This window comes from Rhodococcus sp. NPDC056516 (assembly GCF_042794655.1).
Classification (GTDB): Bacteria; Actinomycetota; Actinomycetes; order Mycobacteriales; family Mycobacteriaceae; genus Rhodococcus_F.
Genome location: NZ_JBHTTG010000006.1, coordinates 364,306 through 390,367, shown reverse-complemented (window position 1 = coordinate 390,367; position 26,062 = coordinate 364,306). Strand labels below are relative to the sequence as shown.

Genomic DNA, 26,062 nt, shown 5'->3' with positions numbered 1-26,062 from the left:
ACTCCAAAGTAAGATCAGCGGCTAGAGGGAAACGAACATCAATGCGTCATGACCCCGTCCTCGGCGTCGAAGTCGATGCCCGCGGAGATGATTCCGGAGAACAAGAACGCGACGGCAAGCGCAAGAGCGGGGATAGCAAGGATCCATTCGAAAATTGTCATGCTCCAAGTCTGACGAAATCAGCTTCGGAGAACATCGCCCTGCGGAGCGATTTAGACGATCGGGCAGTCATCCTCGAGGACGACTGCCCGATCAGGGAAATCCACTAGTGCGCGATCAGTGGCCAGAAATCAGTGGCCCAAAATCAGTGGCCGATGCCGACCTTCGCATGAACCTTTTTCATCCACGCGGGAGCCCACCAGTTCGCTTCGCCCATCAACTTCACGAGCGAGGGCACGAGCAACATACGGATGATGGTCGCGTCGACGATCAGTGCGACGATCATGCCGACGCCCAGGAACTTCATCACCGACAGCCCGGACATCGCGAAGGCCCCGGTCACCACGATCAGGAGTAAGGCGGCAGCCGTCACGATGCGGCCGGTGCGCTCGGTTCCGAACTTGACCGCTTCCTCTGTCGTCGCACCCGCGTTCTTGGCCTCGACCATCCTTGACATCAGGAAAACCTCGTAGTCCGTGGACAATCCGAAGACCACCGCCAGGATGAGCACGACGAACGTCGCTTCCAGCGGAGTTTGACTGACCCCGAGGAGTTCGACGCCGTGTCCGTCCTGAAAGACGAAGGTCAGGACGCCGAAGGTGGTCGCGAGGCTCAGGGCTGCCATCAGCACCGCCTTGATGGGCAGGACCACCGACCCGAATGCAAGGAACAACAGGATCAGGGTGGATCCGACCATGATGAGGATCATCACCGGTAGCCAGTGCAGGACGGCGTTGTTGCCGTCGTCGACCATGGCTTGACCGCCGCCGACAAGCAGCACCGTTCCGTCCGGAGCGGAGATCGCTCGTAGATCCGTGACTGCGGCGCTCTGCGATTGGGGCGTGGACCCCTCGCTGTACAGCGCCTGAACCGCGATGAGTTGATTGGTGCTCGCAACCACGGTTGCCTGACCGATGCCCTCGACCTGACCGGCGGACTCGGCGATCGCTGCACCTTCGGCCGGGGTGAGAGTGTTCCCGTCCTCGGCCTGCAGGATCATCGTCGCGCCGTTTCCGGTCTGCGGGAAGTCGTTGACCAAAGTATCCATCGCGACTCGAGCGGGGTCGTTGTCCGGCAGGGCGGTGTACGAGAGCTCTCCCAGACGGGCGCCGAGCAGAGGTGAGGCCATCACGAGCAGCACGGCGACGATCGTCACCGAGACCGCCACCGGACGCTTCATCACCCACGTGACGACGCGGCCCCAGAACTTGCGCGAGCGTTCCTCGCCGCGTTGTGCCGCGTCCTTGCGCCACGTCAGGGCATTGATGCGGTGACCCAGAATGGCAAGCAGCGCAGGCACAGCAGTCAGCGACAGGACGGCCGCGCTCAGTACCGCAGCGATCGCGCCGAAGCCCAGAGATCGGATGACGGCCTGGGGGAAAACGAGCATGCCGCTGAACGCACAGATCAGCAGTAGACCCGAGAACATGACGGTGCGACCCGCCGTCAGAACTGTTCGCTGGGCAGCAGCTCCCGGATCCGAGCCTGAATTCAGTTCTTCACGGAACCGGCCGACCACGAAGAGTCCGTAGTCGATCGCCAGTCCCAACCCGAGAAGAGAAGCGACGTTGATCGAGAATGAGGACACATCGGTGATCAAGGTGAGGATCCGGAGAACCGCCAATGCGCTCAGGACACTGAGTACACCCACGAACACCGGAACCGCGGCAGCGACGACGCCGCCGAAGATGAAGACCAGCAGCACCAGAGTGATCGGAATGGCGATGGCCTCGGCGACAACCAGGTCTTTCTCGAGTTTGGTGTTGAATGCGACGCCGACGACGGTGTTGCCCGCGAATTGTGCCTCGGCGCCTTCGACTTCGAGCTTCGGCAAGAGATCGGCGAAAGTGGCCGGCGTGACTCCCGAGTCCGGTGCCAACGTGATCGCAACGGCGCCCATGGATCCGTCGTTCGAGAGCAGACTGGCCTTGGCTGCCGCGTCCGTTCCCCAATACGACTTCACCGACGCCGTCGGCACTTCCGTTTTGAACTGGTCGACCGCGGCCGTCACTGCCGGCCCGATGTCGTCCAGGGTCTTACCGCCCGTGGGCGAATAGATCGCGATGATGTCCGGGGTCTGTGGGCCGAGATTGTCTTCGATGATGTCGGCGACCTTCGCGGAGTCGCTGCCCGGATCGATGAATCCGCCCTGGCTGAGCTTGCCGAACACTCCGAGTCCCCACACCCCACTGATGAGAACTATCAGAACCGCGAGGCTCAGTACCCACCATTTCCGGGCAACGACGGTTTGGGCCCAGCGTGTCATGTATCAACTCCGGTGTGTGGGGGCGTCTGGCCAGATCGACTGTAGTGGGCGTTTGGTCTTGAATCGGAAACGTCATGCATACTGCTCGAAGCACTTGCAAGCCACGCGTGTGGGGGAAGCCGGTCCGAATCCGGCGCTGACCCGCAACGGTAGGTCGATTCTCGGTAGTCACCGAGCGTCGGCAAGCCCGATTACCCACCGCGCGGTGTGCGACATCCATTCGTCGTGGTCTACGAAAAGGAAGTCCAGCAGGAGCTCTGGCCGAGGATCAGCGTGCGGGCGGAGTTGTCTGTCGGATTCTCATTCGTGGCTCAGAGCCCTTACGAGGTCCCCGTGTCACTTCAGTTCTCCCCGTCCCGTGCCGCCGCCGTTCTTGTTGCGGTCGCCTTGGTTTCGGCAGGTTGTTCCAAAGGTCAGGAATCAGAGTCAGCGTCTGCTGCGGAATCCTTCGCACAGCCGGTGTCCGTGACCAACTGCGATCGCGAGATGACCTTCGATTCGCCGCCGCAGCGCATCGTGTCCTTGAACGGACACGTCACCGAAGCCCTTATCGAGATCGGCGCTGGTGATCGGATTGTCGGTCGGGCCTACAGCGACAACCCACCAACTGCTGAGACCGCCGATCAATTCAACAACATTCCCAGTCTCTCCGACACCTTCCCCAGCATGGAGCAAGTCCTCGACGTCGATCCCGACTTCGTGGTCGGAGGAATGACCAGTGCCTTCAACGAGAAGCAAGGGCGTTCACGAGACGCCTTCGGCGAGCGAGGAATCAACACCTTCCTCTTCTCCGAATACTGTGGCACCGGTTTTCCCGACATCGGATTGCTCGAGAACGACTACACACAACTCGGTCGACTCCTGGGCGTCGAAGATTCGGCCCGCGAGGTAGCCGAAGAGATCAGCAGTGGTCTCGATTCCGTCCGCGCATCGGTCGGGGACGCAGCGCCGGTGCCGACTTTCTTCTACGACAGCGGTGACCAGGTCCCGACGACAATCGGCGGAGTCGGCGTCGGTCAATTGGTCGCGGAATACTCCGGTGTCTCGAACATCTTCGCCGAAGGGACAAAGCCCTACATCGACGCATCGTGGGAAGCTGTTGCCGAGCGTGCGCCCCAGGCGATCGTGGTCATCGACTACGGCGACAAGACAGCCGAGCAGAAGATCGACTTCCTCCGTGCCCAGCCGTTGATGGCGACCACCCCTGCTGTGCAGCAGAACCGGTTCGTCGTGGTCCCTCTCGCGGACCTGTTCGAGAGTTCGCGGTTGGTGCGTTCGGCACAGACCATCGCGACGGCCTTTCATCCGGGCGCTGACGCGGCGAAGTGACTCGCACGCGTTACGGGTACGGCGCCCTGCTCGTCGGCTTGGCGTGCGCCTTGGCGATCGTACTGGGGTTGGCCGTCTCCTTGGGATCGGTTCGCATCCCCGTCGGTGACGTGTGGGCGATAGTCGGAGCCCGTTTGGCGCCAGGGACTTTCGAGACATGGTGGACCGCGGCGCGGGAGTCGATCGTGATCGATTCTCGCTTACCTCGTGCCCTCACGGCTGCGGTGGTGGGTGCCTCCTTGGCGATGTCGGGTGCTGTTGCTCAGGTTGTCACACGGAATCCTCTTGCCGACCCGTATCTGCTCGGAGTTTCGTCGGGCGCGGGATTCATGGTGGTGCTCGTGTCGGTGCTGGGTTTCGGCGCCGGCCTCCTCGGGGTTTTCACGATTCCGGTCGCAGCATTCGTCGGGGCGATGATCCCGTTGTTTCTCGCACTGCTGATCGGCGGCCGGTATCCGCAGCCGACCGCGATCATTTTGGTGGGTGTCGCGCTCGCCCAGATATTCTCGGCGCTCATCACCTTTTGCATCCTGGTGTTGGCCGACGATCGGCACGTGACGTCGGTGATGCACTGGATTGCCGGCGGATTCGGTGATGCGCGATGGTCGACGCTGATCTTCCCGACAATCACGCTGGTCGTCGTCGGTACCGCGCTTCTGCTCAGTTCGCGATGGATGGACGTGTTGCAGACCGGTGACGACGGGGCTGCTGCACTCGGTATGAACGTCCGACGGTTTCGTGTGTTGTCCTTGCTTGCGGTCTCCGTACTGGCCGGCGCAGCTGTCAGCGTTGCCGGCGGAATCGGTTTCATCGGTCTGCTGATCCCACATCTGGCCGGTTTCATCGTCGGCACCAGAGCAATTCGACTGCTCCCTGCCGCAGCCTTGCTGGGCGCTGTCGCCATGGTTGCCGCAGATACCGCTGCGCGCTCGGTGGCGCAATCCACTGAAGTCCCGGTCGGGGTGATCACCGCCCTCGTCGGTGCGCCGATTTTCGTCTGGATGCTCTACCGGCAGTATCGGAGGCTCGAACAGTGACACAGGCCAGAGCAGTGACACAGGCCAGAACAGTGACACTCACGAAGGATGCCGAAGCTGCGCCACTGCTCGAACTCGTGGAGACCCGGGCGCGGCTGGGTAATCGCGAAGTGTTGCGCGGCATCACTTTCGCAGTTACGTCCGGTGAAATATTGGGCTTGGTCGGGCCGAACGGCAGTGGCAAGACGACGGCGCTGCGCTGCTGTTACAACGCCCTGACGCCAACAGGTGGCGCAGTTCTGATCGATCAGACCGACTCGACGACGCTCTCGCGCAAGGACATCGCCAAAACCATCTCGGCGAGCGTCCAGGAACCTACTGTCTCGGCGGGTCTTTCGGTTCGTGAATCGATCGCACTCGGACGAACTCCGCACCGTAGCTGGTTGGACCGAAGCACGGAGCGGGACACCGCCATCGTGGACCGGTGCATCGAGCAGGTCGGTTTGGTCGAACTTGCCGGACGAGACGTGTCGACCCTGTCGGGTGGTGAGCGGCAACGTGTCTCGATAGCTCGCGCGTTGGCTCAGGAGCCCAAGGTTCTGCTGTTGGACGAGCCGACCAACCACCTCGATCTTCGGCACCAGCTGATCGTGATGGAATTGCTGGCCGAGCTTGCTTCGGCGGGGCTCGCGGTTGTGGTCACGATGCACGATCTACGGTTGGCAGTCGAGTACTGCGACAACCTTGCTGTGCTCACCGATGGTGAACTCCGCGCGTGTGGGTCTACCGTCGAGGTGTTGGACGAGCCGTTGTTGGCCGAGGTTTTCGGTATCAGGGCGCGAGTCGAACACGGAGTACGCCCGCGGATGGAGATATTGGGGCTGGCATGACGGAATCTATACCCGGGGTCTACGCCCGTATGGCAGCAGCTGTGCCGTTCTTCGACGACCTGACCGCGTATCCGGAAACGGTACCCGCGGTGTTGATGACCGACCCCCAGTGGTTGGCAGCTCGCGTCGCCGATACGGCCAGGCGATGGGGGAGCGCGGACAGTCGAGTCAACGGCACGTTGTGGTGGTACTCGGCCAGCTCAACGCTGGCAGGCATTCCGATCGGAACCGGAATGGTTACCGGGTTCGCGGCCGATCCGTCGCTGGATGGTGGACGTATCTTCCTGCGTGACAACGGCTATCTGGGTGGGTTTGCTGCCGGTTCGGTCATCCCGATCTCGCAGAGTGTGGCGGAGTTGGGTCGCGCGATGTTCGGCTCGCTCGGTCCCGTGATCGAGGTACTCGCCGACGTGTCCGGCGTTCGGCAGCAGGCGCTGTGGGCGATCGCGACGGACTCCATCGCCAATCGCAGCCTTGACGCGGCCGGTAGCGCGCGGGAGCGTGGAAGTGCATTTGCTGCCGGCCTGATCGATGTTCTCCGCGGTGAGAACCCGGGCATTCCGGCACCGCGTTTCGTTGATGTCGACCGCAGTGAAAGTGTTGTGCGCGTTTCCAATCCATTGGTGCCGGTGGCATTCGGGCGACGTAGATTCACGCAGCGGGCGTCGTGCTGCCTGATCTACGAGGTGCCCGGTGAAGGCAAGTGCACCAGTTGCCCGAAGCGCGCACCCGAAGATCGGGTGCGCGCCTTGGCAGCTCTGGTGTGACTGGACCCAGAAATTACCGGGTCGGGTGTTTCTCAGGTCAGTGCGCTGCGACCTTGGAACGGTCGAGACCCAGCGCGTCGGTCATGGTGAAGAACAGATCGGTTTGGTCCGTGAGGCCACTGACGTTGGCCGCGTGGGGGCCGAAAGCTGCCACGCGCAACTGAGTTCCGGTATGGCCTTCGGACTCGACGGCCGGATCCTCGGACGTTCCGTAGCTGATCGTCATCTCCGAGCCGTCCTTGGTGGTCAGCTTGCGGGTCAGGCCGGGGTAGACGATTTCCTGGGCGCGCTCAACCGGGATGTTCTGGTCCTTGGCGATGGTGGCGATGTCGTCGGCGCTGACATTGGTGACGATCTGACTGGTGTGAGCGTGGTCGGCCGTGACGATGACCAGGGTTTCTCCGTCGGTCTTCGCGAATTCGAGTGCCTTCTGCACAGCTTCGTCGAGGTCGACGGTTTCACCGATCTGACCGCACGCGTTGGCTGCGTGATCCTGCTTGTCGATCGAGGCACCTTCGACCTGAAGGAAGAAACCGTTGTCGTTGACCTTCAGCAGATCGATGGCCTTCTGAGTCATGTCCGCGAGCTTGGGTACGTCGGAGGTTCGCTTGGGGTTGTCGACGCAGGTTTCGGCGGGCTGCAGGTAACCGTCGCGGGTGGCGACGGATCCTTCCCAGCGGACGGGCATGTTGCCCTCGGCGAACAGGCCGAGCACGGGCGCATCCTGATCGGCCTTGCCGACCTCGTTCATCTCGGCGGCGTTCTTCACCAGCTGGTAGCCGCGAGCTGCGGCCTGCTCGTTGAGCGTCTTACCCTGCCAGTCACCGGCTTTCGCAGTCTCGGCGAAGGACTTGGCACCACCGGCGAAGGTGACGTCGGCGCGGGTGTCGAGGAGCTGTTCGCTGATCGATCCCTTGCCGCCGTTCTCGAGGGCGTTCTCCGGGCAGGACTTGGACGTCGCCTCCGGGCCGTAGCACTTGCGGCCACTGACGTGCGCGACCTGCACTGCGGGGGTGGCGTCCTGCACCTCGGCGGTGGAGACGTTGCCGGTGGCCTTGCCGTTCGCCTTGGCGATCTCGAGGACGGTCGACTGGGCCTGCCCCTTGATGTCGACGGAAATCGCGCCGTTGTAGGTCTTGGTGCCGGTGGACCACGCCGATCCGCTGGCTGCGGAGTCGGTGACGTAGTCGGGCTTGCCGTCCTTGGTCAGTGCGTAGTGCGTGTACTGGCCGGTGATCGGTAGGGCGTCGAGACCGGGGAAGCTGCCGGCAGCACCCTCGGCGTAGTTGCGCGCGGCGGTGATCTCCGAGTCGCCCATGCCGTCGCCGATCAAGAGAATGACGTTCTTCGCTCCGGAGGCGTTGACGGCGTCGCGCACTGCGGCCGACTGATCACCGTCGATACGGCGAGCACCACCGTTCGAGGACAGTTCGCCGGTCGCGGCTCGATCGACGGTCGTTCCGTTCGAGCCTGTTGCCTCGTCGGCACTGCTGCTGCAGCCGGCAGCGGCCAGAACGGCGACGGCGCCGGCGACGGCCGTCAACCTACGTGTGTTGCGCGAGAACGACATACGAGTAGTACTCCTGGAAACAGTGTGGATGGAGATGATGAACGCCGCTAATGATCTGGGTCCAAAGTGAACGGAGTGCAGACATGCGTACATCTGAATGTGACGAGACGGTGAGGGTTGGGGTTCGCTCTGTTGACTGCGAGTGAGTGACCTGTCAGACTGAAACTGCATCGAACATCAGTTCGATGCATGTGGTGCGTCTTCCCTTTCAGCATCCTCGAGCAGTCGGTCGTCCGTGACGGCCGGCTCGATCAGGTGCGAGGTCAGTGTGGGTTGGGGAAATGGGCCGCCGACGTGGTCCGAGATGGAACGGGTGCTTTCAGGGCGGCCCGGCCGCGTGGAACACGAGGATTTGTTCCCCGGCGATGGAAGCGACAGCCCCGCCTGGTCGCGAAAGCGCGGCGAGTACCACGCTGGCGAGCTCACCCGTGGCACCGGCGTGGTTCCTTACGCAGAGTTGCATGCTCACTCGGCCTTCAGTTTCCTCGACGGCGCATCGCCGCCGGAAGAGCTGGTCGAAGAAGCAGTGCGTCTCGGGCTCGAAGCTATCGCCGTCACCGATCACGACGGGTTCTACGGCGTGGTGAGGTTTGCGGAAGCCGCACGTGAATGGGGAATGCGCACCGTGTTCGGGGCCGAGTTGTCCCTGGATTCGGTACCCAGAACCGGGACGGCTGATCCCGGTGGAACGCACCTCCTGGTACTTGCCCGTGGGCAGGAAGGGTATCGCCGTCTCTCGCGGGAGATCGCCGCCGCGCATTTGGCCGGCGGTGAGAAGGGCAAACTGCAGTACAACTACGACGTGCTGACCGAAGCGGCCGGTGGGCACTGGCAGATCCTGACCGGGTGCCGCAAAGGTCATGTGCGGCAGGCCTTGACGTCGGGTGGTCGCGAAGCTGCGGCGGAGGCCTTGCAGGATCTGGTTGAGCGTTTCGGGGCGGAGCGAGTGTCGGTGGAGCTCACCCATCATGGGTTGGCGGAGGACGACGAGCGCAATGCAGTTCTGGCCGAACTGGCGAGAGAGCGTGGATTACGCACGGTGGCGACCACCGCCGCGCACTTCGCCGCTCCGCCGCGTCGACGCCTCGCCATGGCGATGGCAGCTGTGCGATCGCGTCAAAGTTTGGACGAGGCGGCCGGATGGCTGGCCCCTACCGGCGGAGCGCACCTGCGATCCGGCGCGGAGATGGCGACACTGTTCTCGCTCTATCCCGAGGCCGTCAGTGGTGCCGCCGATCTGGGACGCGAGTGTGCTTTCGACCTCAAACTCATCGCACCCAAATTGCCACCGTTCGACGTTCCCGCCGGGCATACCGAGGCGTCGTGGTTACGTGAGCTCACCATGGTGGGAGCCATGGAACGCTACGGCCCACCGGAAAGTGCACCGAAGGCATACAAACAGCTCGAACACGAGCTTGCCATCATCGCGGGTTTGAATTTTCCCGGATACTTCCTGGTGGTGCATGACATCGTCTCGTTCTGCAAGAACAACGACATCCTCTGTCAGGGAAGAGGTTCCGCCGCGAACTCGGCGGTGTGTTATGCGATCGGCATCACCAATGTCGATCCGGTTCGCAACAAATTGCTGTTCGAGAGGTTTCTTGCGCCCGAACGTGACGGCCCGCCCGACATCGACGTGGACATCGAGTCCGACCGCCGGGAAGAGGCGATCCAGCACGTGTACGCGAAGTACGGGCGTACGTATGCCGCGCAGGTCGCCAATGTCATCACCTATCGAGGAAAGTCGTCGGTGCGGGACATGGCTCGGGCACTTGGCTTTTCGCAGGGCCAGCAAGATGCGTGGAGTAAGCAGGTCGGCCGGTGGGGTGGTATCGACAAGAACGCGGATACCGATATTCCGCGTCCGGTACTCGAACTGGCGGCGCAGATCGAAGGCTATCCGCGGCACCTGGGCATCCACTCAGGCGGCATGGTCATCTGTGATCGTCCCATCGCCGACGTCTGCCCGGTGGAGTGGGCGCGGATGGCCAATCGCAGTGTCCTGCAATGGGACAAGGACGATTGTGCTGCCGCTGGGCTGGTCAAGTTCGATCTGCTCGGTCTCGGCATGCTCTCCGCTTTGCACTACATGATGGATCTGGTGGCCGAACACAAAGGCATCACAGTCGATCTGGCGCAACTCGATCTGTCGGAAACAGCGGTGTACGAGATGCTGCAGCGGGCAGATTCGGTGGGGGTGTTCCAAGTGGAATCACGTGCGCAGATGGCGACACTGCCGCGTCTGAAGCCTCGAAACTTCTACGACCTGGTGGTCGAAGTCGCGCTCATCCGGCCGGGGCCGATTCAAGGCGGATCAGTGCATCCGTACATTCGTCGGCGCAACAAACTCGAACCTGTGTCCTACGAACATCCTTCGCTCGAGAAGGCACTCGAACGCACGCTGGGAGTTCCGCTGTTCCAAGAACAGTTGATGCAGATGGCCGTCGACGTTGCGGGTTTCACACCGTCCGAGGCCGACCAATTGCGTCGGGCAATGGGATCGAAACGCTCGACCGAGAAGATGGAGCAACTGCGGGCGAGGCTGTACCAGGGCATGCGAGACCTACACGGTATCGGTGACGAGGTTGCCGACCGGATCTACGAAAAGCTGTATGCGTTTGCCAATTTCGGTTTCCCGGAAAGCCATTCACAAAGTTTTGCCGCGCTGGTCTTCTACTCCTCGTGGTTCAAACTCCATCACCCCGCTGCGTTCTGCGCTGGGCTTCTGCGCGCGCAGCCCATGGGTTTCTACTCACCGCAGTCCCTGGTTGCCGATGCGCGCAGGCACGGAGTGCAGGTACACGGTGCCGATCTCAACGTCAGCCTCGCGCACGCCACTGTCGAAGCAGGTGGATTCGAGGTTCGGCTGGGATTAGGGGAAGTGCGCAACATCGGCGATGCACTGGCCGAGAAGATCGTCGAACAGCGCGACCTCGGTGGACCGTTCACGTCGTTTCTCGATCTGACCGGGCGGGTGGAACTGACTACCGCACAAGCTGAATCGCTGGCGACCGCCGGGGCGCTGGCCAGCTTCGGTATCTCGCGTAGAGAAGCGCTGTGGGCAGCGGGCGCTGCTGCGGGGGAGCGTCCCGACCGCTTGCCCGGTATCGGTGCATCGGTCACAGCTCCCACTCTGCCCGGCATGAGCGACGTCGAATTGGCGGCAGCGGATGTCTGGGCGACAGGAGTATCTCCCGATACCTACCCGACACAATTCCTTCGCCCACAGCTAGACGCGCTCGGCGTGGTGCCGGCGTCGAGACTTCTCGACATCCCGGACGGTGACCGTGTGCTGGTGGGGGGAGCGGTCACACACCGGCAGCGTCCGGCAACAGCTGCTGGCGTCACGTTCATCAACCTCGAGGACGAAACCGGCATGGTCAACGTCGTGTGTTCGGTGGGGTTGTGGGCAAAGTACCGAAAACTGGCAAATACGGCGCCGGCGTTGCTTATTCGAGGAAAGGTGCAAAATGCAGAAGGCGCTGTCACCGTCGTGGCAGACCGGATGCAGCTGATGGATCTGCGAGTCACGGCCAAATCGCGAGACTTTCGCTAATGCCCGATTCTGATCGGAGTTTTGTGCCGAGGGGACAAATGTCGAGCGCAACTCTGACCCCCGAGCATATGGCGCGGGTCACATTTACTCCCTAGGGTTGTCGCTTGAGCGCGATCGATTCACCACACGCAGCCAGGGCCAGTTGCCTTGCAGGTGAATATTGTCGCCTTCCAAACACGCTGAACCCAAAGCACTTCGAATCGAACAGGAACTCCATGAGCACAGCGATCCTCGTCGCACACGTACACCCCACCGATCCGTCTTCGGAGGAAGCATTCAACCGCTGGTACGACGACGTGCATATTCCGCAGGTCGTCGAACGAGTGCCCGGGGTTGTCTCCGCCTCCAGATTCTCTCTCGCGGATGTGCAGTTGCTGCCCGAGGAGGCCTTGCCCGCTCGCCGCTACCTGAGCATCTATCAGCTCGACACGGAAGATCTCGCAGGGACTGCCCAGGCATTGGGAAGTGCTTTGGGCGACGGAACTCTCGACATGTCCGAGGCCATCGCGACCACCGGTGACACCGGACCCGAATTGCTCTTCTACGTCCCGACCGAGAACTGAAGGAAGCAGCCGACATGTCAGATCTACTCGAGAACAAAGTCGCGATCGTCACCGGAGCAGGCGCAGGCATCGGTGCGGCCATTGCCCGGGCATTCGGGGCGGAGGGTGCACGCGTCGTAGTCTCCGACATCAACGGTGACGCAGCACAGACCGTGGCGGACTCGATCGAGGGCGCCATCGCGGTCACCACGGACGTCACCGACGAACAGCAGGTCAAAGATCTTGTCGCCAGAGCGGTCGAAGAGTTCGGCGGACTGAACGTCGTAGTGCCCAACGCCGGCATCGCCACCACGACTCCACTGATCGAGACCTCGTTCGAGGACTGGCGGAAAGTCATGTCCGTCAACCTCGACGGAGTGTTCTTGACCGTCCGCCATTCGTTACCCGCGCTCGTCGCATCCGGCGGCGGTTCGATCGTGAACATTTCGTCGATCTCGTCGACCACCGGCTCGCCTTTGATCGGCAGCTATGCCGCCGCCAAGGCTGCGGTTCGCAATCTCACCGAAACCCTCTCGGCCGAACTTCGCTTCCATGGAATCCGCGCAAACGCGTTGCTGCCCGGATTCATCGATACCGACCTGGTCAAGAGTCACCAGCAAGACTTCGAGAACGCCCTCGGCCTCGAGTCCGGGGGATTCGACGACTTGATGGTCACCAAGCAAACGCGCTATGGGCGGACCGAGGAAGTGGCCGCCGCAGCAGTGTTCTTTGCGAGCGACCAATCGTCGTGGTGCAACGGCAGCAGTCTGGTTCTCGACGGAGGCTTTACCGCCTCTCTCCTCTGAGTCGCAGCACCTTTCCGAACATCACCCGATCATCATTCGTGCGAGGATCCACACCATGACCAACCGCGCCGTGTACGTACTTCCGCCTGGAGGTTTGAACAACCTCGAATCGAGGACGGTCGAGACCCCCGGGCCGGGTGTGGGTGAGGTGACGATCGCGATCCACGCGAATTCGCTCAATCACCATGACTACCTCGTAGCGACCGGCGAGATAACGACCGACGGTCCGCGGATCCTGTTGTCCGATGCTGCCGGTGAGGTAATCGCAGTCGGAGACGACGTCACGCAGTTCGCTGTCGGGGACCGCGTGATGAGCACTTACCTGCCGCATTGGCGCAGCGGTGCACCGGATTTCGACGGATTCGGAAATTCGCCCGGCGACGGTGTCGACGGGTTCGCCCGTGACACCGTCACCGTGCCGGTATCGGCCGTGACGGCGATGCCGCGAAACTACACCTACGAGGAAGCCGCGACCCTGCCTACCGCAGGATTGTCTGCGTGGCGTGCACTGTTCGCGGGCGTCCCGATCATCCCCGGTTCGTCGGTGTTGATCCCTGGGACCAGCACGGTAGCGCTGTTTGCCGTCCAGCTGGCCAAAGCTGTTGGAGCTCAGGTGATCGCAACGTCGTCGGCCCCCGGCAAGATGGCACGATTGGTCGAACTCGGTGCCGATCACGTGGTCAACTACCGTGAGCGCCCGGACTGGGGAACGGAAGCGATGCGGCTCAGCGGCGGGATCGACCTCGTCCTCGACGTCGGCGGGCCGTCCACCCTCGGCCAATCTCTGGCGGCAGTCAGACCAGGCGGGCGGATCTGCGCGCTTGGCATCATGAACGGCCCCTCGTCGTCGATCGACCTGAGTTCGCTACTGACCAAACAGGTCACCATCGAAGGTGTCCTGGTGGGCAGTCGTGCCCACCAGGAGGAGATGGTCGCCGGGTTGGAGAGCCTCGCGCTTCGTCCCGTCATCGATTCTTCCTACAGCCTCGACCGCCTCGCTGACGCCTTCGAGCAACAGAAATCAGGGCAGGCCTACGGCAAGATCGTCATCACAAACCCTTGACGGCTTGCCGGTCCCAGTGGGGATCGGTGAGAATTTCCGCCGAGTCGCCGACAAAGGCAGGTGCAGCAGTCTGGTCGCCGCTCAGAGTGAACCTCAGCCACGCGGTGAGGTAGCCACGAAATCCTTCACCGTCTGCGGCCCAATTGTGGCTGACTCCAAGCAGTCTGCCGCGGACCGCCGGCCCAGTGGTTTTCTCGAAGTACTCAGCTTGCGGATCGGCGGTGGAGACCGGGTCGTCGGCGCCGGTCATGAAGAACGTCGGTCCGGTCAACTGGGCCACGTCGATCACGTCGACAGGTCGCGAGGCCCACCACGGGTCAGGCAAATCGAGTACCGCCGTGGCGGTGATCAGATTCGCGGACTGGGTTGCCGCGTTGATCGCGCCACCGGCGCCCTGGGAGTGTCCGACCGAGGCAATGTTGTCGGTGTCGATCCGCTGGTGAAAAATGCTCTCAGCGTTGGTGTTCTGATCGACGACGTACTGGGCAGCCCCCAAGATCTCCGTCCCGTCGCCGGTGACGCTGCTGTCGGCCACCACAACGACAAAACCCCAAGAAGCGAGATGCTGCAGGAGCGCTTCGTACTCCTCGTAGGTCGCGTAGCTGCCGTTGCCGAAGGTGACGACGGGATGCCGTTCCTCGACTGTGGCGATATCGGTGGGATAGAAGAGCTGATACCCCGTCACCGATTCCTCGGTGACCTCGTGGGAACCCGGATTCGCGAATATCTCACTGACCGACTGCTGTACAACGGCCTCGGTCGTGGACACGTCGGAAGTTGTCGGAACCCCCGCGGTGGCATGAGTGACGGCACCCGAGAGCGCCAGTACACACGATGCAGTCACGACGGCGATCGAGTATGTGGTTCGAGAAGGCATGGGCACAAGTATGTCTTGTACGGTCGCGGTCGGTCAGGCCGAGACGCGTGTGGGCCGTTCTTCGCCGATTCGATCCTTGATGAGGAAGATGGCGATTACCCCGAAGACGACCAAGAGGACCGTGAGTAGAGAGGTGATGGCGGCGGCGCCACTCACTTCCGTCGTCACCGAGGTGTCCAGCCCGCCGGTCGAGAGAATGGTGGTGGGGTCGGTGAGGCCGTGTAACACCATTGCGGCCCAGATCGTGCCCGTCACACGCATGGTCAGGTACATGCACATGCCGAATCCGAACGTGTAGACAACGGTGACAAGGACGGTCGACGGCTTCATCCCGGCGATCAGGTTGACCGTGTGCATGAGTGCAAACACCAGTGAAGACACGACGGCGACAAAGCGCTCGCGGTGGCCGGCGTCGCGCAGCATCTTCACTGCGAGACCGCGTGTGGCCAGTTCCTCCGTCAGTCCGACACACGCACCGAGTACCAGCAGGGCGATTATCTCGCCGGTGGTCCACGCGCTCCAGTCAGTTCCCGCGAGATGCGCAACAATGGCGGCGACCACGATAATCGGACCGATCCACATCCAACCCCGCCCACGAATGGGCTGTGGGCCGAAGATATCGCGCAGCCAGCCGACCTTGGTCGCGAAAACCAGCAGGGCGATTCCGCCGATCGCGATGGGCAATGCGACGCCGAAGATGATGCTGGAGGCCCTCGCGACGACGTTGTCCGTGTCGATCTGGTCTGCAAAAACCCGAGAGGTAACCTGCCCGACAGCGAGATAGAAGGCCAGGTAGCCGACGATCAGCAGGAGTACTTTCCACACCGTGGGGCGACTCCAAAAACCGGACTTTTCGGGAACCGTATTGGTCATTGTCAGATCGTAAAGGGAGTCGCAGGAACGCGCGCGGGTACCGTCTATCCGGACAGCAGCGAACATGAAGGCGGGCGCAGAAACAATGTTGGAAGTCGATTTGAATGCACTGGACACGGCTTTGGCAGCGGGTGAGCCGTTGATCGACGTCCGTGAGGCCGACGAGTTCGCTCAGGTTCGAGTTCCGGGTGCGACGCTCATTCCGCTCAGCGAATTCGTCGCTCGTGTAGGCGAGATTCCGGACGCCGAAACTGTTTACGTCATCTGCGCTGTCGGTGGCCGTAGCTTGCAAGCGGCAGAGTATTTGCAGGCTCGCGGCATCAATGCTGTTTCGGTGGCCGGTGGAACGATGGCGTGGTACCAGTCGGGGCGCCAGGTCGAGACCGGGGCCTAAGGCGCAACTGATGGGGCAACTCCAGTTTTCCGGAGCTGCCCCACCAGGTCACTTTCGCCAGAACAAGTGGTGCGTCACGCCGCTCGGGCTCGGCACTGTTTCGAGGTTGAAGCGGTCTCGTAGCTCGTCGGGTGACTCCCACAGCCGTAGACCGGATCCGAATTCGACCGGGCAGACGACCACGTGCATGGCGTCGACAAGGTCGGCGTCGAGGAACTCACGGATAGTGCTGACTCCGCCGCCGAGCCGAACGTCCTTGCCCTGCGCCGCCTGACGTGCCTGCTCGAGGGCCGTCGCGGGGTCGGCGTCGACGAAGTGGAATGTCGTGTCCGAGAGGGTGAACGAGGGCCGCACGTGGTGGGTCAATACAAAAACCGGGGTGTGGAACGGTGGCTCGTCGCCCCACCAGCCCTGCCACTCGAGATTCTCCCATGGACCACGTTGAGGGCCGAACTTGTTGCGGCCCATGATTTCGGCACCGATGTTGTTGGAGAAGTCCCGGGTGAAATAGTCGTCGAGGCCTCGGCTGCCGCCGGGATCGGTGCGATTGGGCCAGCTGGCCGTAGCTCCCGCCCACGCAAACATTTCACCGTGGTCGAGGCCGAACGGGCTCTCGAAGCTTTGGTCCGGACCGCATGCTATTCCGTCTCTGGAAACGCCGAAATTCTGCACTCGCAATAACTGACTCACCGTGTACTCCCGCTCTCGACAATGGTCTACGTGAGTACAGACCGTACGGCGAGCCAAAACTCATCGGTGCAAACTCGTCGATACAAATTCATGCTGCTGCGGGGAGAGCGCCACTGCGGATCGAGCGGACGGTCCGTACCGCGACGGTTGCCCAGATCGGGATGAGCACAGTCAACAGTGCAAGCGCGATACCCAGGATTGCTGTGGAACCAGTGGCGACTCCGAAGGCGTTCGCGCCGACAGCACAGGCTCCGATGGGGAATGTGAAGCTCCACCACCCGAGTGAGAAGTCCAAGCCGCGGCGCAGTGCGTGGACGGTGACGGTGGTGACGGTGACAAAGGCGATCACGCCGATGATTCCGACGACGGTTCCGTACGCGATTCCGAATTCGTGCAGGGCGTCGGCATGCTCGGTACTGAGTGCATGCCGGGAGGCGGCGGCCAACAAGTTCGATGCAGCGATCGACTGTCCGATCACGCCCAACGGAATCCACAGTGACGGAATGGCATTGAACGGGATCACGTCAACGCCGGCCGACCGGTTGCGTGCGAACTGCCTGGCGACGGCCACCAGAATGCCGATGGCGGCGGTCAGTGCCAGAGCGAACAGGATGTAGCAGAAGACCAGTACCGCGATGCGCAGTGCACCTTCAGGCATGTGGGTGCTGACCGCTGCGCCGGTGGTGGCCGAGACCATCGGAGGTACCACAGGCATTAGCCAGAACGGCATAGCCGTTGCCATTCCCGCATCTCGAACCAGACGAATCATCATCACGACGTAGGTGATCAGGCCGAGTGCCGTGCCGATTGTCCACAGTGTCAGCGACACGGTGATCGCGACGTCGTGGCCGAGGAAGTCCGGGCCCGTGATGCCGGTTGCGGATCCCACGGTCAGAAGTGCCATTGCGACGGCGCCGTAGAAGGGGAACATCGCGGGGCTGTGCAGGTATGCGAGGGCCTGACATCGATGTTGTGACCAATGGGTGGCGAATGCTCCGATCAGGGCGCACAGTACGAGAACCGCCAGGACCCAGAAGATCTCCGAGACCAGTTTCAAGCCCTCGATCTCCGGTTCGAGCGAAGCCGCGGCCACCGACACGATTCCCGTTCCCATCGCTGCCGCGAACCAGTTCGGGGTGATGTGGGCGAAGGTGGGACTCGTGGTGGTGGTCATGTATTTCACTGTCGTCTCATCCGGTTCGTACCGGTAGACCGGTTGTCCTTGAATGCCCACAAACTCGCCTTGTGGGTCTAATCTTGGGTTATGTCGTTGTCTCCTCGGGTGCCGGAACTCAGTGCCCTCGACGTCCTGCTTTCCGTGGGGCGTCTGGGCAGCATGGGTGCTGCCGGCCGGGAGCACGGGCTCAGTCAGCAGGCAGTCAGCGCCCGGGTGCGTTCGGTCGAGCGTCAGCTCGGAATCAAGGTCTTCGATCGCGCAGCGACGGGTGTACGGCCCACTGCCGAGGGCGGACTGATTCTCGAATGGGCCAGCCATATTTTGGTCAGTGCCGAGGAAATGGCGTCGGGAGTTGCCGCTCTTCGCGGTGAACGCGACGCGGCCGTCACGGTCGCGGCCAGCATGACCATTGCCGAGTATCTGGTCCCCGGGTGGACGGTTGCGATGCGCCACAAGTTCCCCAACGTCGTGGCGTCGGTGAGTCTGCACAATTCCTCGGACGTCTCCGCTCAAGTCCAGGCAGGTAAGGCTGATATCGGATTTGTCGAAGGGCCGGATGTGCCGTCGGCGCTCGCGTCGTGCGAGGTGGCGCGTGATCACCTCGTGGTGGTGGTTCCACCGGGGCATGACTGGGCGAATGGTGCGCCTGTTCCGGTCGCGGACCTCGCACGCACACCGCTCATTCAGCGCGAGTCAGGGTCCGGCACGCGTCTGACACTCGAGAATGCTGTTCCCGATTGTGTGCCGCCGTTGCTCGAGCTCACCTCGTGCACCGCCGTCAAGGCTGCGGTGGTGGCAGGCAACGCCCCGGCCGTTCTGTCGTCGCTGGCTGTTGCCGCCGACCTGACGGACGGCCGACTGGTCGCGGTCAACGTCGACGGCTTGCGGATGCCGCGGCGACTGCAGGCCGTCTGGGATCCCGATCGCGGATTACGCGGTGCAGCAAGAGATTTCCTCGACATCGCGCTCGGTTCCAACACCGCTGTTCATTCGCGCTGACGGGTCCGGCGGTTAAGTGACGGTGTCGATCCCCGCGAGGATGAGGTTGATGCCTGCCAGAAACTGCTCGCGGTCGTCGTGATCGCGCAGTTGTGCAGTCACCTGATTGAGGAACGGGTACTTCGCGGAGTCGAGTTCTTCCCACCGCGTGGCGACGCCCGCGAGGAAAGCGGACCGATCTGTCTCACGGGGGAGCAGACGGGCGCCTGCGGCGTACTGTCCGGCGAGTCCGAGCACGTAGTTCAGGAGCGCGGACGCGCAGTCGAACTGTGCCGATTCGGGAACGCCGAGCGCCTGGAGTTGCTCGCCGAGACTTTCGAAGATCTGCATCACCGCTGATTGCCACGGCTCACGTGAGAGTTGGGTGCCGACCCAGGGGTGGGCGTCGATTGCGTCGAACACGCCGAGGGTGATGATCCGGATCGCCTCACGCGGTGTTGCGCTCTCCGTTCCTTCGGTTGTCACGCGGGCGATGACGTCATCGGTCGCCGCCGCGAGCAGGTCGCTCTTGTTGGCAACGTGCCAGTAGATCGCCCCACTACCTGTTGCCAGGCGTGCGGAGAGAGCACGGAATGTCAGCGCGCCTTCACCCTCGGAATCGAGGATCTCGATTGCGGTCTCGACTATCCGCTCCTTCGAGAGCGCATCCGTGCGTCGTTCGGCCCGCTGATTTCTGGTCGCCATACGCACCATCTTGACATATCTGGAACGGCGTTCCAAGATTGTTGTTGGAACGCCGTTCCAATTCATTGGAAGGAATCAACATGAACACGTCAATCTCGATCATCGGGGCAGGCCTAGGCGGCCTGACCCTCGCGCGCGTACTCCACGTCCACGGAATTCCCGCGAAAATTTACGAGGCGGAACCGTCGGCAGAGGCCCGTACGCAGGGCGGACAACTCGACATCCACGAACACAACGGCCAGGCAGCGCTCGAGGCTGCCGGCCTCACCGACGAATTTCGCGCGATCATCCACGAGGGCGGCGCCGCGTCGCGCGTACTCGATCAACACGCCGCCGTGCTCCTCGACGAACCCGACGACGGCACGGGAACACGTCCCGAAGTGCTCCGCGGAGACCTCCGTCGAATCCTGCTCGATTCCCTTCCCGACGGGACGATCGAATGGGGACGCAAGGTCGAAAGTGTGCGCTCGCTCGGCTCACCCGACACAGCCGACGGCCGCCACGAGTTGACCTTCGCCGACGGTTCGACAGTGACCACCGACCTCCTCGTCGGTGCAGACGGTGCCTGGTCGAAAATCCGGCCGCTGCTCTCCGATGCAAAGCCCGACTACGTCGGAACCACGTTCGTCGAGACCTACCTCTACGACGTCGACGAGAAGCACTCGGCGGCAGCCGCAGCGGTCGGTGACGGGGCGATGTACGCGCCCGCGCCCGGACAAGCGATCGCGGCGCATCGAGAGGCGGGGGACATCCTGCACACCTACGTTCAGTTGAACCGTTCCGCGGAATGGTTTGCCGGTATCGATTTCACCGACGCTCCCGCTGCGACAGCGCGGATCGCGGCCGAGTTCGACGGTTGGGCAACGGAACTCACGGCGCTGATCACAGACGGCGAAACGGCTCCGATTCCGCGGGCGATCCACGCCCTTCCCGACGCGCACCGGTGGGATCGCGTGCCTGGGGTGACTCTCCTCGGTGATGCGGCCCACCTGATGACCCCGTCCGGTGAGGGCGCGAACTTGGCCATGTTCGACGGAGCCGAACTGGGAAAGGTGATCGCCGCGCACCCCGACGACATCGAAGCGGCACTCGCCGAGTACGAAGAAGCGATGTTCGTGCGCAGCGCATCCGAGGCCGCGGACTCGCACGTGATCCTTGATCTCTGCCTCGGTGACCATGCACCGTACTCACTGGTCGACTTCTTCACCGGTGCTGCTTCCGTATCCGGATAATGGGCGGATGCCTGTCGATTCCTCTCCCGCGTCTGCCGCGATTGCACACGTGCACGACCTCTCGAAGGGCAGCCCGCTGGACCGAAATCACCGGGTGACGTTGCACTTTCATCCAGACCTCCCATTTGAAAGTGGCCTGACACTGGCTTCGATCGCACGTCAGGGCACCTACGTGACCCAGTTCGAGACTCGTACGAGCAACGGGGGACTGACGGCACACCACGGCGGCGACCGTTGGCGCTGGGAGAGTCGGATTTTCGGCCGAGCCTACGACGAGCGAGAGCCGTCGGAACGGCCGAAGTACGGATCATTGAACTTTTCCGCCGATCCGTACGGTGCATCTCCTCGGTTCGGCTCGTCCTACTTCCGGCTTGCCGAGCACACGCTCGACCGCACCACTTTCTGCTTCCCGGACAGCGTCTTCGAGCCCAGCCTCTTCGGAACGGCGGAAGCGATGAGCTTGGTCGACGCCGCAGGAGCCACCGAGTTCGCGGATCCGCTCGACCACTACATCGAGGCGCACGTTCACGGCGTCGTCGACATCGGAACGGACGTCGAGGCACTCGTTCTGGATCCGAGTTACCGGGGCACACAGGTCGAAGAGATCGCCCACTCGCTCACGTGCCCGGTGTTGTGGCACGACGGTTACGCGGTCGACGCCGACGAGGTCGCCGAACATCCCGACTATCGGGGAGCAACCATCGTCGACCTTGCCAGAGAGGTTGCGCTCGACGGTCGACTGACGCCCGCCATCCTGGGTCTCGCCCGGCGCGGCTCCTACGATCCGCAGGACGTCAAAAAGGTCTGGCATTGCATCGCTCGATTCGGCGGCAGGGCGTAGAACTGGGCATTCGCGTATCCCGCCCGTCAACGACTGCTGGTTCCGGGACCGCACATCAGTCCGAAGGCGGCGGTGAGGAAAGAGTGATTGATACGCAACATCGGGCATGAACTCCCGAAACAACTGCATCCGAAGATGGAAGTCGACCTTGATCCTCGGTCGAAGGGATGCATGAATCGATGGGCGCTCAACTCACTACCACCAGTGTCGACACCCTCTGCGCGTACTGCGGCGTGGGCTGTGGACTTGTCCTCGACATCATCACCGATCCCGAGACCGGGCGTCGGAAGGCGGCGAAGTCGTTCGGTTCGAAGACACATCCCACCAATTTCGGACGTTTGTGCACCAAGGGCACCACGACGGCGGACATGCTCGCCGGCCCGGGGCGCATGGAATCTGCGTATCGGCGTCCGCACCGAGGTGAGGCGATCGAAGCTGCGGACATGAGCGCAGTCATCACCGAAACTGCCCACCGCCTGCGGGCGATCATCGACGAGCACGGCCCCGACGCATTTGCGTTGTACGTGTCCGGGCAGATGTCTCTCGAGGCCCAGTACCTGTCGAACAAACTGGCCAAGGGCTTCATCGGCACCAATCAGATCGAATCGAATTCCCGACTGTGCATGGCCAGCGCCGGCACCGGATACAAGCAATCGCTCGGGGCCGACGGACCGCCCGGTTCCTATCAGGACTTCGAACATGCCGACGTGTTCTTCGTGACCGGCGCGAACATGGCGGACTGCCATCCGATCCTCTTCCTTCGAATGCAGGAGCGGGTCAAGGCGGGCGCGAAGTTGATCGTCGTGGATCCTCGACGCAGCGCCACCGCAGACAAGGCGAACTTGTTCCTGCAGATCGCCCCCGGCACCGATCTCGCACTACTCAATGGACTTCTCCACCTACTCGTCGTGAACGGGCACATCGATCCGGACTTCATCGCCGAATTCACCGAAGGCTGGGAGGTGATGCCCAGCTTCCTCGCGGAGTACACACCGGAGAAGGTCAGCGAGATCACCGGCATCCCCGAAGTCGACGTTCGCACCGCAGCGCAATGGATCGGTGAGGCCGACAACTGGATGAGCTGTTGGACAATGGGTCTGAACCAGAGCACCCACGGCACGTGGAACACCAACGCCATCTGCAACCTTCATCTGGCGACCGGCGCGATCTGCACGCCTGGCAGCGGCCCGTTCTCGTTGACCGGTCAGCCGAACGCCATGGGTGGGCGTGAAATGGGCTACATGGGGCCAGGTTTGCCAGGTCAGCGTGCCGTGATGGTCGACGCCGATCGCGACTTCGTCGAGGAGCGATGGGGGATCCCGCAGGGTTCGCTGCGCACCGAAACCGGCGGTGGGACCATCGACCTGTTCTCCCGAATGGCGGCGGGTGAAATCAAGGCGTGCTGGATCATCTGCACCAATCCTGTTGCGACGGTGGCCAACCGCAAGACCGTCATCGACGGATTGGAGAAGGCTGACCTCGTCATCACCCAGGATGCTTTCTTGGGCACCGAGACCAACGAATACGCCGACGTCCTGCTGCCGGCGTCATTGTGGACAGAGTCCGACGGAGTGATGATCAACTCCGAACGCAACCTGACGCTCTTCCAACAGGCACTGGATCCGGTCGGGCAGGCGCTGCCTGATTGGCAGATCATCGCCCGAATCGCTTGCGAGATGGGCTATGCGGATGCATTCACCTACACCAGCGCCGAAGAGGTGTTCGAGGAGATCAAGCAGTTCTGGAATCCGAAGACCGGCTACGACTTACGCGGCGTCACCTACGAGCGCCTCCGCAGATCGCCGATCCAGTGGCCATGCCCGCCCGAGAGTAATCAAGACCGTCATCCCATCCGATACCTCAATGACGGTGTCAGTCAGAGGCTTCTGGTCCGAGAGGACGGCAGCACTCCGCGTCTCGCGTTCCCCACCGCCACGGGCCGTGCGATGTTCTTCGCCCGGCCACACATGCTTCCCGCCGAAATGCCCGACGACGACTACCCGTTCCTGCTCAACACCGGTCGTCTTGCGCACCAATGGCACACCATGACCAAGACCGGCAAGGTGGCCAAGCTGAACAAACTCAACCCCGGGCCATTTGTCGAGATCCATCCCGACGACGCCACACGCCTCGGCGTCGTCGACAAGGACGCGATCGAGGTCGCCTCACGCCGTGGCCGCGCAGTGCTCCCGGCCGTGGTCACCGACCGAGTGCGTCCGGGAAACTGCTTCGCACCGTTTCACTGGAACGACGCCTTCGGCGAGTACCTCTCGATCAACGCCGTCACCAACGACGCCATTGACCCTGCCTCCCAGCAACCGGAGTTCAAAGCCTGTGCCGTCACTATGACGAAGGTCGCCGTGAACACGCCTGAAACGGAGCTCGCCGAATCGCCGCGGGTGGCTCCCGTGGCGGATGATCGGGCGTCGTCGCGAACAGATGTCCTCGCTGATGTCATCGGTCAAACAGGAACACCCGCAGTGGTATTCGATCCGCTACAGCAGAGCTATCTGGCAGGTCTTCTCGCGGCGTTGCGTGCGGATGCCGATCGCACTCCCGGGGTGCCGACCTTGCCTCCGGCTGCACCCTTCGATGCCGAAAAGAGGATGTGGGTAGACGGTGTCTTGGCCGGCCTGTACTCACGGGCCTCGCTCCCTGGCACTGACGGGCCCGCGTTGTCATCAGGTACGGACACTGCCTCCGAGCGGGCGCCGATCGTCGTGCTGTGGGCATCGCAGACCGGCAACGCGGAGGAGTTTGCCGCCGCCTGCGCTGCTCGACTCAGCGAAGTCGGCTTACCCGTGGTGATGCACGCAATGGACGAGTTCCCGGCTGCCGACCTGGCGGCCACCCGAGAGGTCCTGCTGATCACCAGTACTTCCGGTGACGGCGAATCCCCCGACAACGGCAGCGGTTTCTGGGATGCCCTGGCTGCTGACACAGCGCCTCGGATGGGCGAAACACGTTATGCAGTCATCGCTTTCGGTGACTCGAACTACGACGACTTCTGTGGACACGGCCGAAAACTCGACGCTCGCCTTGCTGAACTGGGAGCCAGTCGTATTGTCGATCGCGCCGACTGCGAGCCCGATTTCGAAGACACTGCTGCTGGATGGCTCGACGCGGTCACGGCCGAACTTCAGAGCACGGAGGCTGGCGAGCCGACCGACGTCGTCGTCGCAACGAATAACTCCGGCACAACTGCTGTGGCCGCGTCGATGTCACCGGCGATTTCGGCGCCGCTGCAGTACAACAAGAAGGCGCCACTGACCACCGCTTTGACGCGCAATGTCGTGCTCAACCGGCCAGGCTCTTCCAAAGACGTGCGGCAGTTGGGTTTTCACCTTCCGGACGACACGGTCAGTTACGAAGCCGGCGACGCTCTCGGAGTCTGGCCGCGAAACAGCTCCCCGTTTGTCGACGAGTGGCTTACCCTTACCAGCCTCGACGGTGAGGAGACCGTCGATCTGGGGCAGTACGGCGCGATGACCTTGCGTACCGCGTTGACGGAACGCCTGGAGATCACGCGAATCTCGAGCGACATGATTCGGTTCGTGCATCAACGAACGCGCGATGCGGACCTGGCCGAGTTGATGAAGCCGGAGAACATCTCCACGCTCAAAGACTGGTCGTGGGGACGACAGTCCGTCGACGTACTTGCGCAGTCGCCGGTTCGTGCTTCGACCGACGAATGGCTTTCGTTACTCAAACCGCTTCAGCCGCGGTTGTATTCGATTTCTTCCAGCCCGAAAGAGAACCCGCGCGAAGTGCAGTTGACGGTGTCCGCCGTTCGGTACAACGTGGCAGGCGTCCCACGCCGCGGAGTGTGCTCGACGTATCTCGCAGATCACGCTGACGGTGATGACATCGGAATTTACGTGCAGAAGTCGACTCACTTCCGGCCTCCGTCCGATCCCGAGACCCCGATGATCATGGTCGGTCCGGGGACAGGCATCGCGCCGTTCCGCGCTTTCCTGCATGAGAGGAGGGCGTTGGGGCACACGGGTCCTAACTGGCTGTTCTTCGGGGAACAGCATGCGGCGACCGACTTCTACTACCGCGAAGAAATCGAAGAATTGCGGAAGGACGGTTTCCTGACCGAACTCGACCTCGCATTTTCCCGGGATCAAGCCGACAAGGTCTACGTGCAGGACCGGATGCGTGAGCGGGGCGCGCTGCTGTGGGAGTGGCTGCAGAAGGGCGCACATTTCTACGTCTGCGGCGATGCCAACCGGATGGCCAAGGACGTCGACAACGCCCTCAACGGTGTAGTTGCTCAACACGGAAAACTGGCCCCTCGTAGTGCCGAGGCGTATGTGAAGGCTCTTTCGGCGGAGAAGCGCTACGTCCGAGACGTCTACTGACGCCGA

The 26,062-nt window shown here is 62.5% G+C and carries 21 protein-coding genes and 1 riboswitch; of the genes, 13 read left to right on the top strand and 8 right to left on the bottom strand.

Features of this window, described 5'->3' with window-relative positions; translation table 11 throughout:
- Positions 1-38 precede the first annotated feature (38 nt).
- Positions 39-161, bottom strand: a complete 123-nt coding sequence (locus ACFQ6Y_RS20485; protein ID WP_003940840.1) for a hypothetical protein — start codon at positions 159-161, stop codon at positions 39-41.
- A gap of 143 nt (positions 162-304) precedes the next feature.
- Complete coding sequence (locus ACFQ6Y_RS20480; RefSeq protein WP_378636473.1) at positions 305-2,425, bottom strand: MMPL family transporter; 2,121 nt, start codon at positions 2,423-2,425, stop codon at positions 305-307.
- Positions 2,426-2,496: 71 nt separating this feature from the next.
- Positions 2,497-2,643: riboswitch (cobalamin riboswitch) on the top strand.
- Between the two features lie 115 nt (positions 2,644-2,758).
- Between ACFQ6Y_RS20480 and ACFQ6Y_RS20475 the strand changes: the two genes are divergently transcribed.
- Genes ACFQ6Y_RS20475 through ACFQ6Y_RS20460 form a run of 4 tightly spaced genes read left to right on the top strand, consistent with a single transcriptional unit; the run spans position 2,759 to position 6,388 of the window.
- Positions 2,759-3,754 carry an ABC transporter substrate-binding protein gene (locus ACFQ6Y_RS20475; RefSeq protein ID WP_378447836.1) on the top strand — a complete coding sequence of 332 codons (996 nt, stop codon included), beginning with the start codon at positions 2,759-2,761 and terminating at the stop codon, positions 3,752-3,754.
- Positions 3,751-4,791, top strand: a complete 1,041-nt coding sequence (locus ACFQ6Y_RS20470) for a FecCD family ABC transporter permease (protein WP_378636469.1) — start codon at positions 3,751-3,753, stop codon at positions 4,789-4,791. The genes ACFQ6Y_RS20475 and ACFQ6Y_RS20470 overlap by 4 nt, the downstream gene beginning before the upstream one ends.
- Positions 4,792-4,823: 32 nt before the next feature.
- Positions 4,824-5,621: an ABC transporter ATP-binding protein gene (locus tag ACFQ6Y_RS20465; protein WP_378636464.1), complete on the top strand. Its 798-nt coding sequence runs from the start codon at positions 4,824-4,826 to the stop codon at positions 5,619-5,621.
- Entirely contained in the window at positions 5,618-6,388 is a 771-nt protein-coding gene (locus ACFQ6Y_RS20460) for a (2Fe-2S)-binding protein (protein ID WP_378636460.1), read from the top strand. The genes ACFQ6Y_RS20465 and ACFQ6Y_RS20460 overlap by 4 nt, the downstream gene beginning before the upstream one ends.
- Positions 6,389-6,425: 37 nt before the next feature.
- On the opposite strand, the gene phoA is transcribed toward ACFQ6Y_RS20460, so the two are convergent.
- Positions 6,426-7,958, bottom strand: a complete 1,533-nt coding sequence (gene phoA, locus ACFQ6Y_RS20455; RefSeq protein WP_378636456.1) for an alkaline phosphatase — start codon at positions 7,956-7,958, stop codon at positions 6,426-6,428.
- 268 nt (positions 7,959-8,226) lie between these two features.
- Here phoA and ACFQ6Y_RS20450 point away from each other — a divergent pair, with 268 nt between their 5' ends.
- From ACFQ6Y_RS20450 to ACFQ6Y_RS20435, 4 genes are all read left to right on the top strand, one after another.
- Positions 8,227-11,514 carry an error-prone DNA polymerase gene (locus ACFQ6Y_RS20450; protein WP_378636452.1) on the top strand — a complete coding sequence of 1,096 codons (3,288 nt, stop codon included), beginning with the start codon at positions 8,227-8,229 and terminating at the stop codon, positions 11,512-11,514.
- Positions 11,515-11,729: 215 nt separating this feature from the next.
- Positions 11,730-12,077, top strand: a complete 348-nt coding sequence (locus ACFQ6Y_RS20445) for a hypothetical protein (RefSeq protein ID WP_378545216.1) — start codon at positions 11,730-11,732, stop codon at positions 12,075-12,077.
- 14 nt (positions 12,078-12,091) lie between these two features.
- Positions 12,092-12,862, top strand: coding sequence for an SDR family oxidoreductase (locus tag ACFQ6Y_RS20440; RefSeq protein ID WP_378447743.1), 771 nt, complete (start codon positions 12,092-12,094; stop codon positions 12,860-12,862).
- Positions 12,863-12,917: 55 nt separating this feature from the next.
- Positions 12,918-13,925, top strand: a complete 1,008-nt coding sequence (locus ACFQ6Y_RS20435) for an NAD(P)-dependent alcohol dehydrogenase (protein WP_378636450.1) — start codon at positions 12,918-12,920, stop codon at positions 13,923-13,925.
- Here the strand turns inward: ACFQ6Y_RS20435 and ACFQ6Y_RS20430 are convergent.
- Complete coding sequence (locus ACFQ6Y_RS20430) at positions 13,912-14,802, bottom strand: alpha/beta hydrolase (RefSeq protein WP_378636447.1); 891 nt, start codon at positions 14,800-14,802, stop codon at positions 13,912-13,914. The genes ACFQ6Y_RS20435 and ACFQ6Y_RS20430 overlap by 14 nt on opposite strands.
- Positions 14,803-14,835: 33 nt before the next feature.
- Entirely contained in the window at positions 14,836-15,675 is an 840-nt protein-coding gene (locus ACFQ6Y_RS20425) for a CPBP family intramembrane glutamic endopeptidase (RefSeq protein ID WP_378636445.1), read from the bottom strand.
- 85 nt (positions 15,676-15,760) lie between these two features.
- Between ACFQ6Y_RS20425 and ACFQ6Y_RS20420 the strand changes: the two genes are divergently transcribed.
- Positions 15,761-16,069 (top strand): rhodanese-like domain-containing protein, encoded by a 309-nt coding sequence (locus tag ACFQ6Y_RS20420; RefSeq protein ID WP_230813203.1) that lies wholly within the window; start codon positions 15,761-15,763, stop codon positions 16,067-16,069.
- 48 nt (positions 16,070-16,117) lie between these two features.
- On the opposite strand, the gene ACFQ6Y_RS20415 is transcribed toward ACFQ6Y_RS20420, so the two are convergent.
- Together ACFQ6Y_RS20415 and ACFQ6Y_RS20410 are read right to left on the bottom strand one after the other, a co-directional pair.
- A complete protein-coding gene (locus ACFQ6Y_RS20415; RefSeq protein WP_378636442.1) occupies positions 16,118-16,759 on the bottom strand; it encodes a dihydrofolate reductase family protein in 642 nt (213 codons plus the stop codon).
- A gap of 88 nt (positions 16,760-16,847) precedes the next feature.
- Positions 16,848-17,933 (bottom strand): TDT family transporter, encoded by a 1,086-nt coding sequence (locus ACFQ6Y_RS20410; RefSeq protein ID WP_378636440.1) that lies wholly within the window; start codon positions 17,931-17,933, stop codon positions 16,848-16,850.
- Positions 17,934-18,023: 90 nt separating this feature from the next.
- Here ACFQ6Y_RS20410 and ACFQ6Y_RS20405 point away from each other — a divergent pair, with 90 nt between their 5' ends.
- The gene (locus ACFQ6Y_RS20405) at positions 18,024-18,935 is read left to right on the top strand and encodes a LysR family transcriptional regulator (protein WP_230812341.1); all 912 of its coding nucleotides are present in this window, start codon (positions 18,024-18,026) and stop codon (positions 18,933-18,935) included.
- 12 nt (positions 18,936-18,947) lie between these two features.
- Here the strand turns inward: ACFQ6Y_RS20405 and ACFQ6Y_RS20400 are convergent, their stop codons facing one another.
- A complete protein-coding gene (locus tag ACFQ6Y_RS20400) occupies positions 18,948-19,628 on the bottom strand; it encodes a TetR/AcrR family transcriptional regulator (RefSeq protein ID WP_378636435.1) in 681 nt (226 codons plus the stop codon).
- Between the two features lie 71 nt (positions 19,629-19,699).
- On the opposite strand from ACFQ6Y_RS20400, the gene ACFQ6Y_RS20395 reads away from it, so the two are divergent.
- The 3 genes from ACFQ6Y_RS20395 to ACFQ6Y_RS20385 all read left to right on the top strand — a co-directional run bounded on the left by ACFQ6Y_RS20395 (position 19,700) and on the right by ACFQ6Y_RS20385 (position 26,056).
- Positions 19,700-20,851: an FAD-dependent oxidoreductase gene (locus ACFQ6Y_RS20395; protein ID WP_378636430.1), complete on the top strand. Its 1,152-nt coding sequence runs from the start codon at positions 19,700-19,702 to the stop codon at positions 20,849-20,851.
- A gap of 7 nt (positions 20,852-20,858) precedes the next feature.
- The gene (locus ACFQ6Y_RS20390) at positions 20,859-21,692 is read left to right on the top strand and encodes a DUF3626 domain-containing protein (protein ID WP_378636427.1); all 834 of its coding nucleotides are present in this window, start codon (positions 20,859-20,861) and stop codon (positions 21,690-21,692) included.
- 179 nt (positions 21,693-21,871) lie between these two features.
- Positions 21,872-26,056 carry a molybdopterin-dependent oxidoreductase gene (locus ACFQ6Y_RS20385; RefSeq protein ID WP_378636423.1) on the top strand — a complete coding sequence of 1,395 codons (4,185 nt, stop codon included), beginning with the start codon at positions 21,872-21,874 and terminating at the stop codon, positions 26,054-26,056.
- The last annotated feature ends 6 nt before the right edge of the window (positions 26,057-26,062 follow it).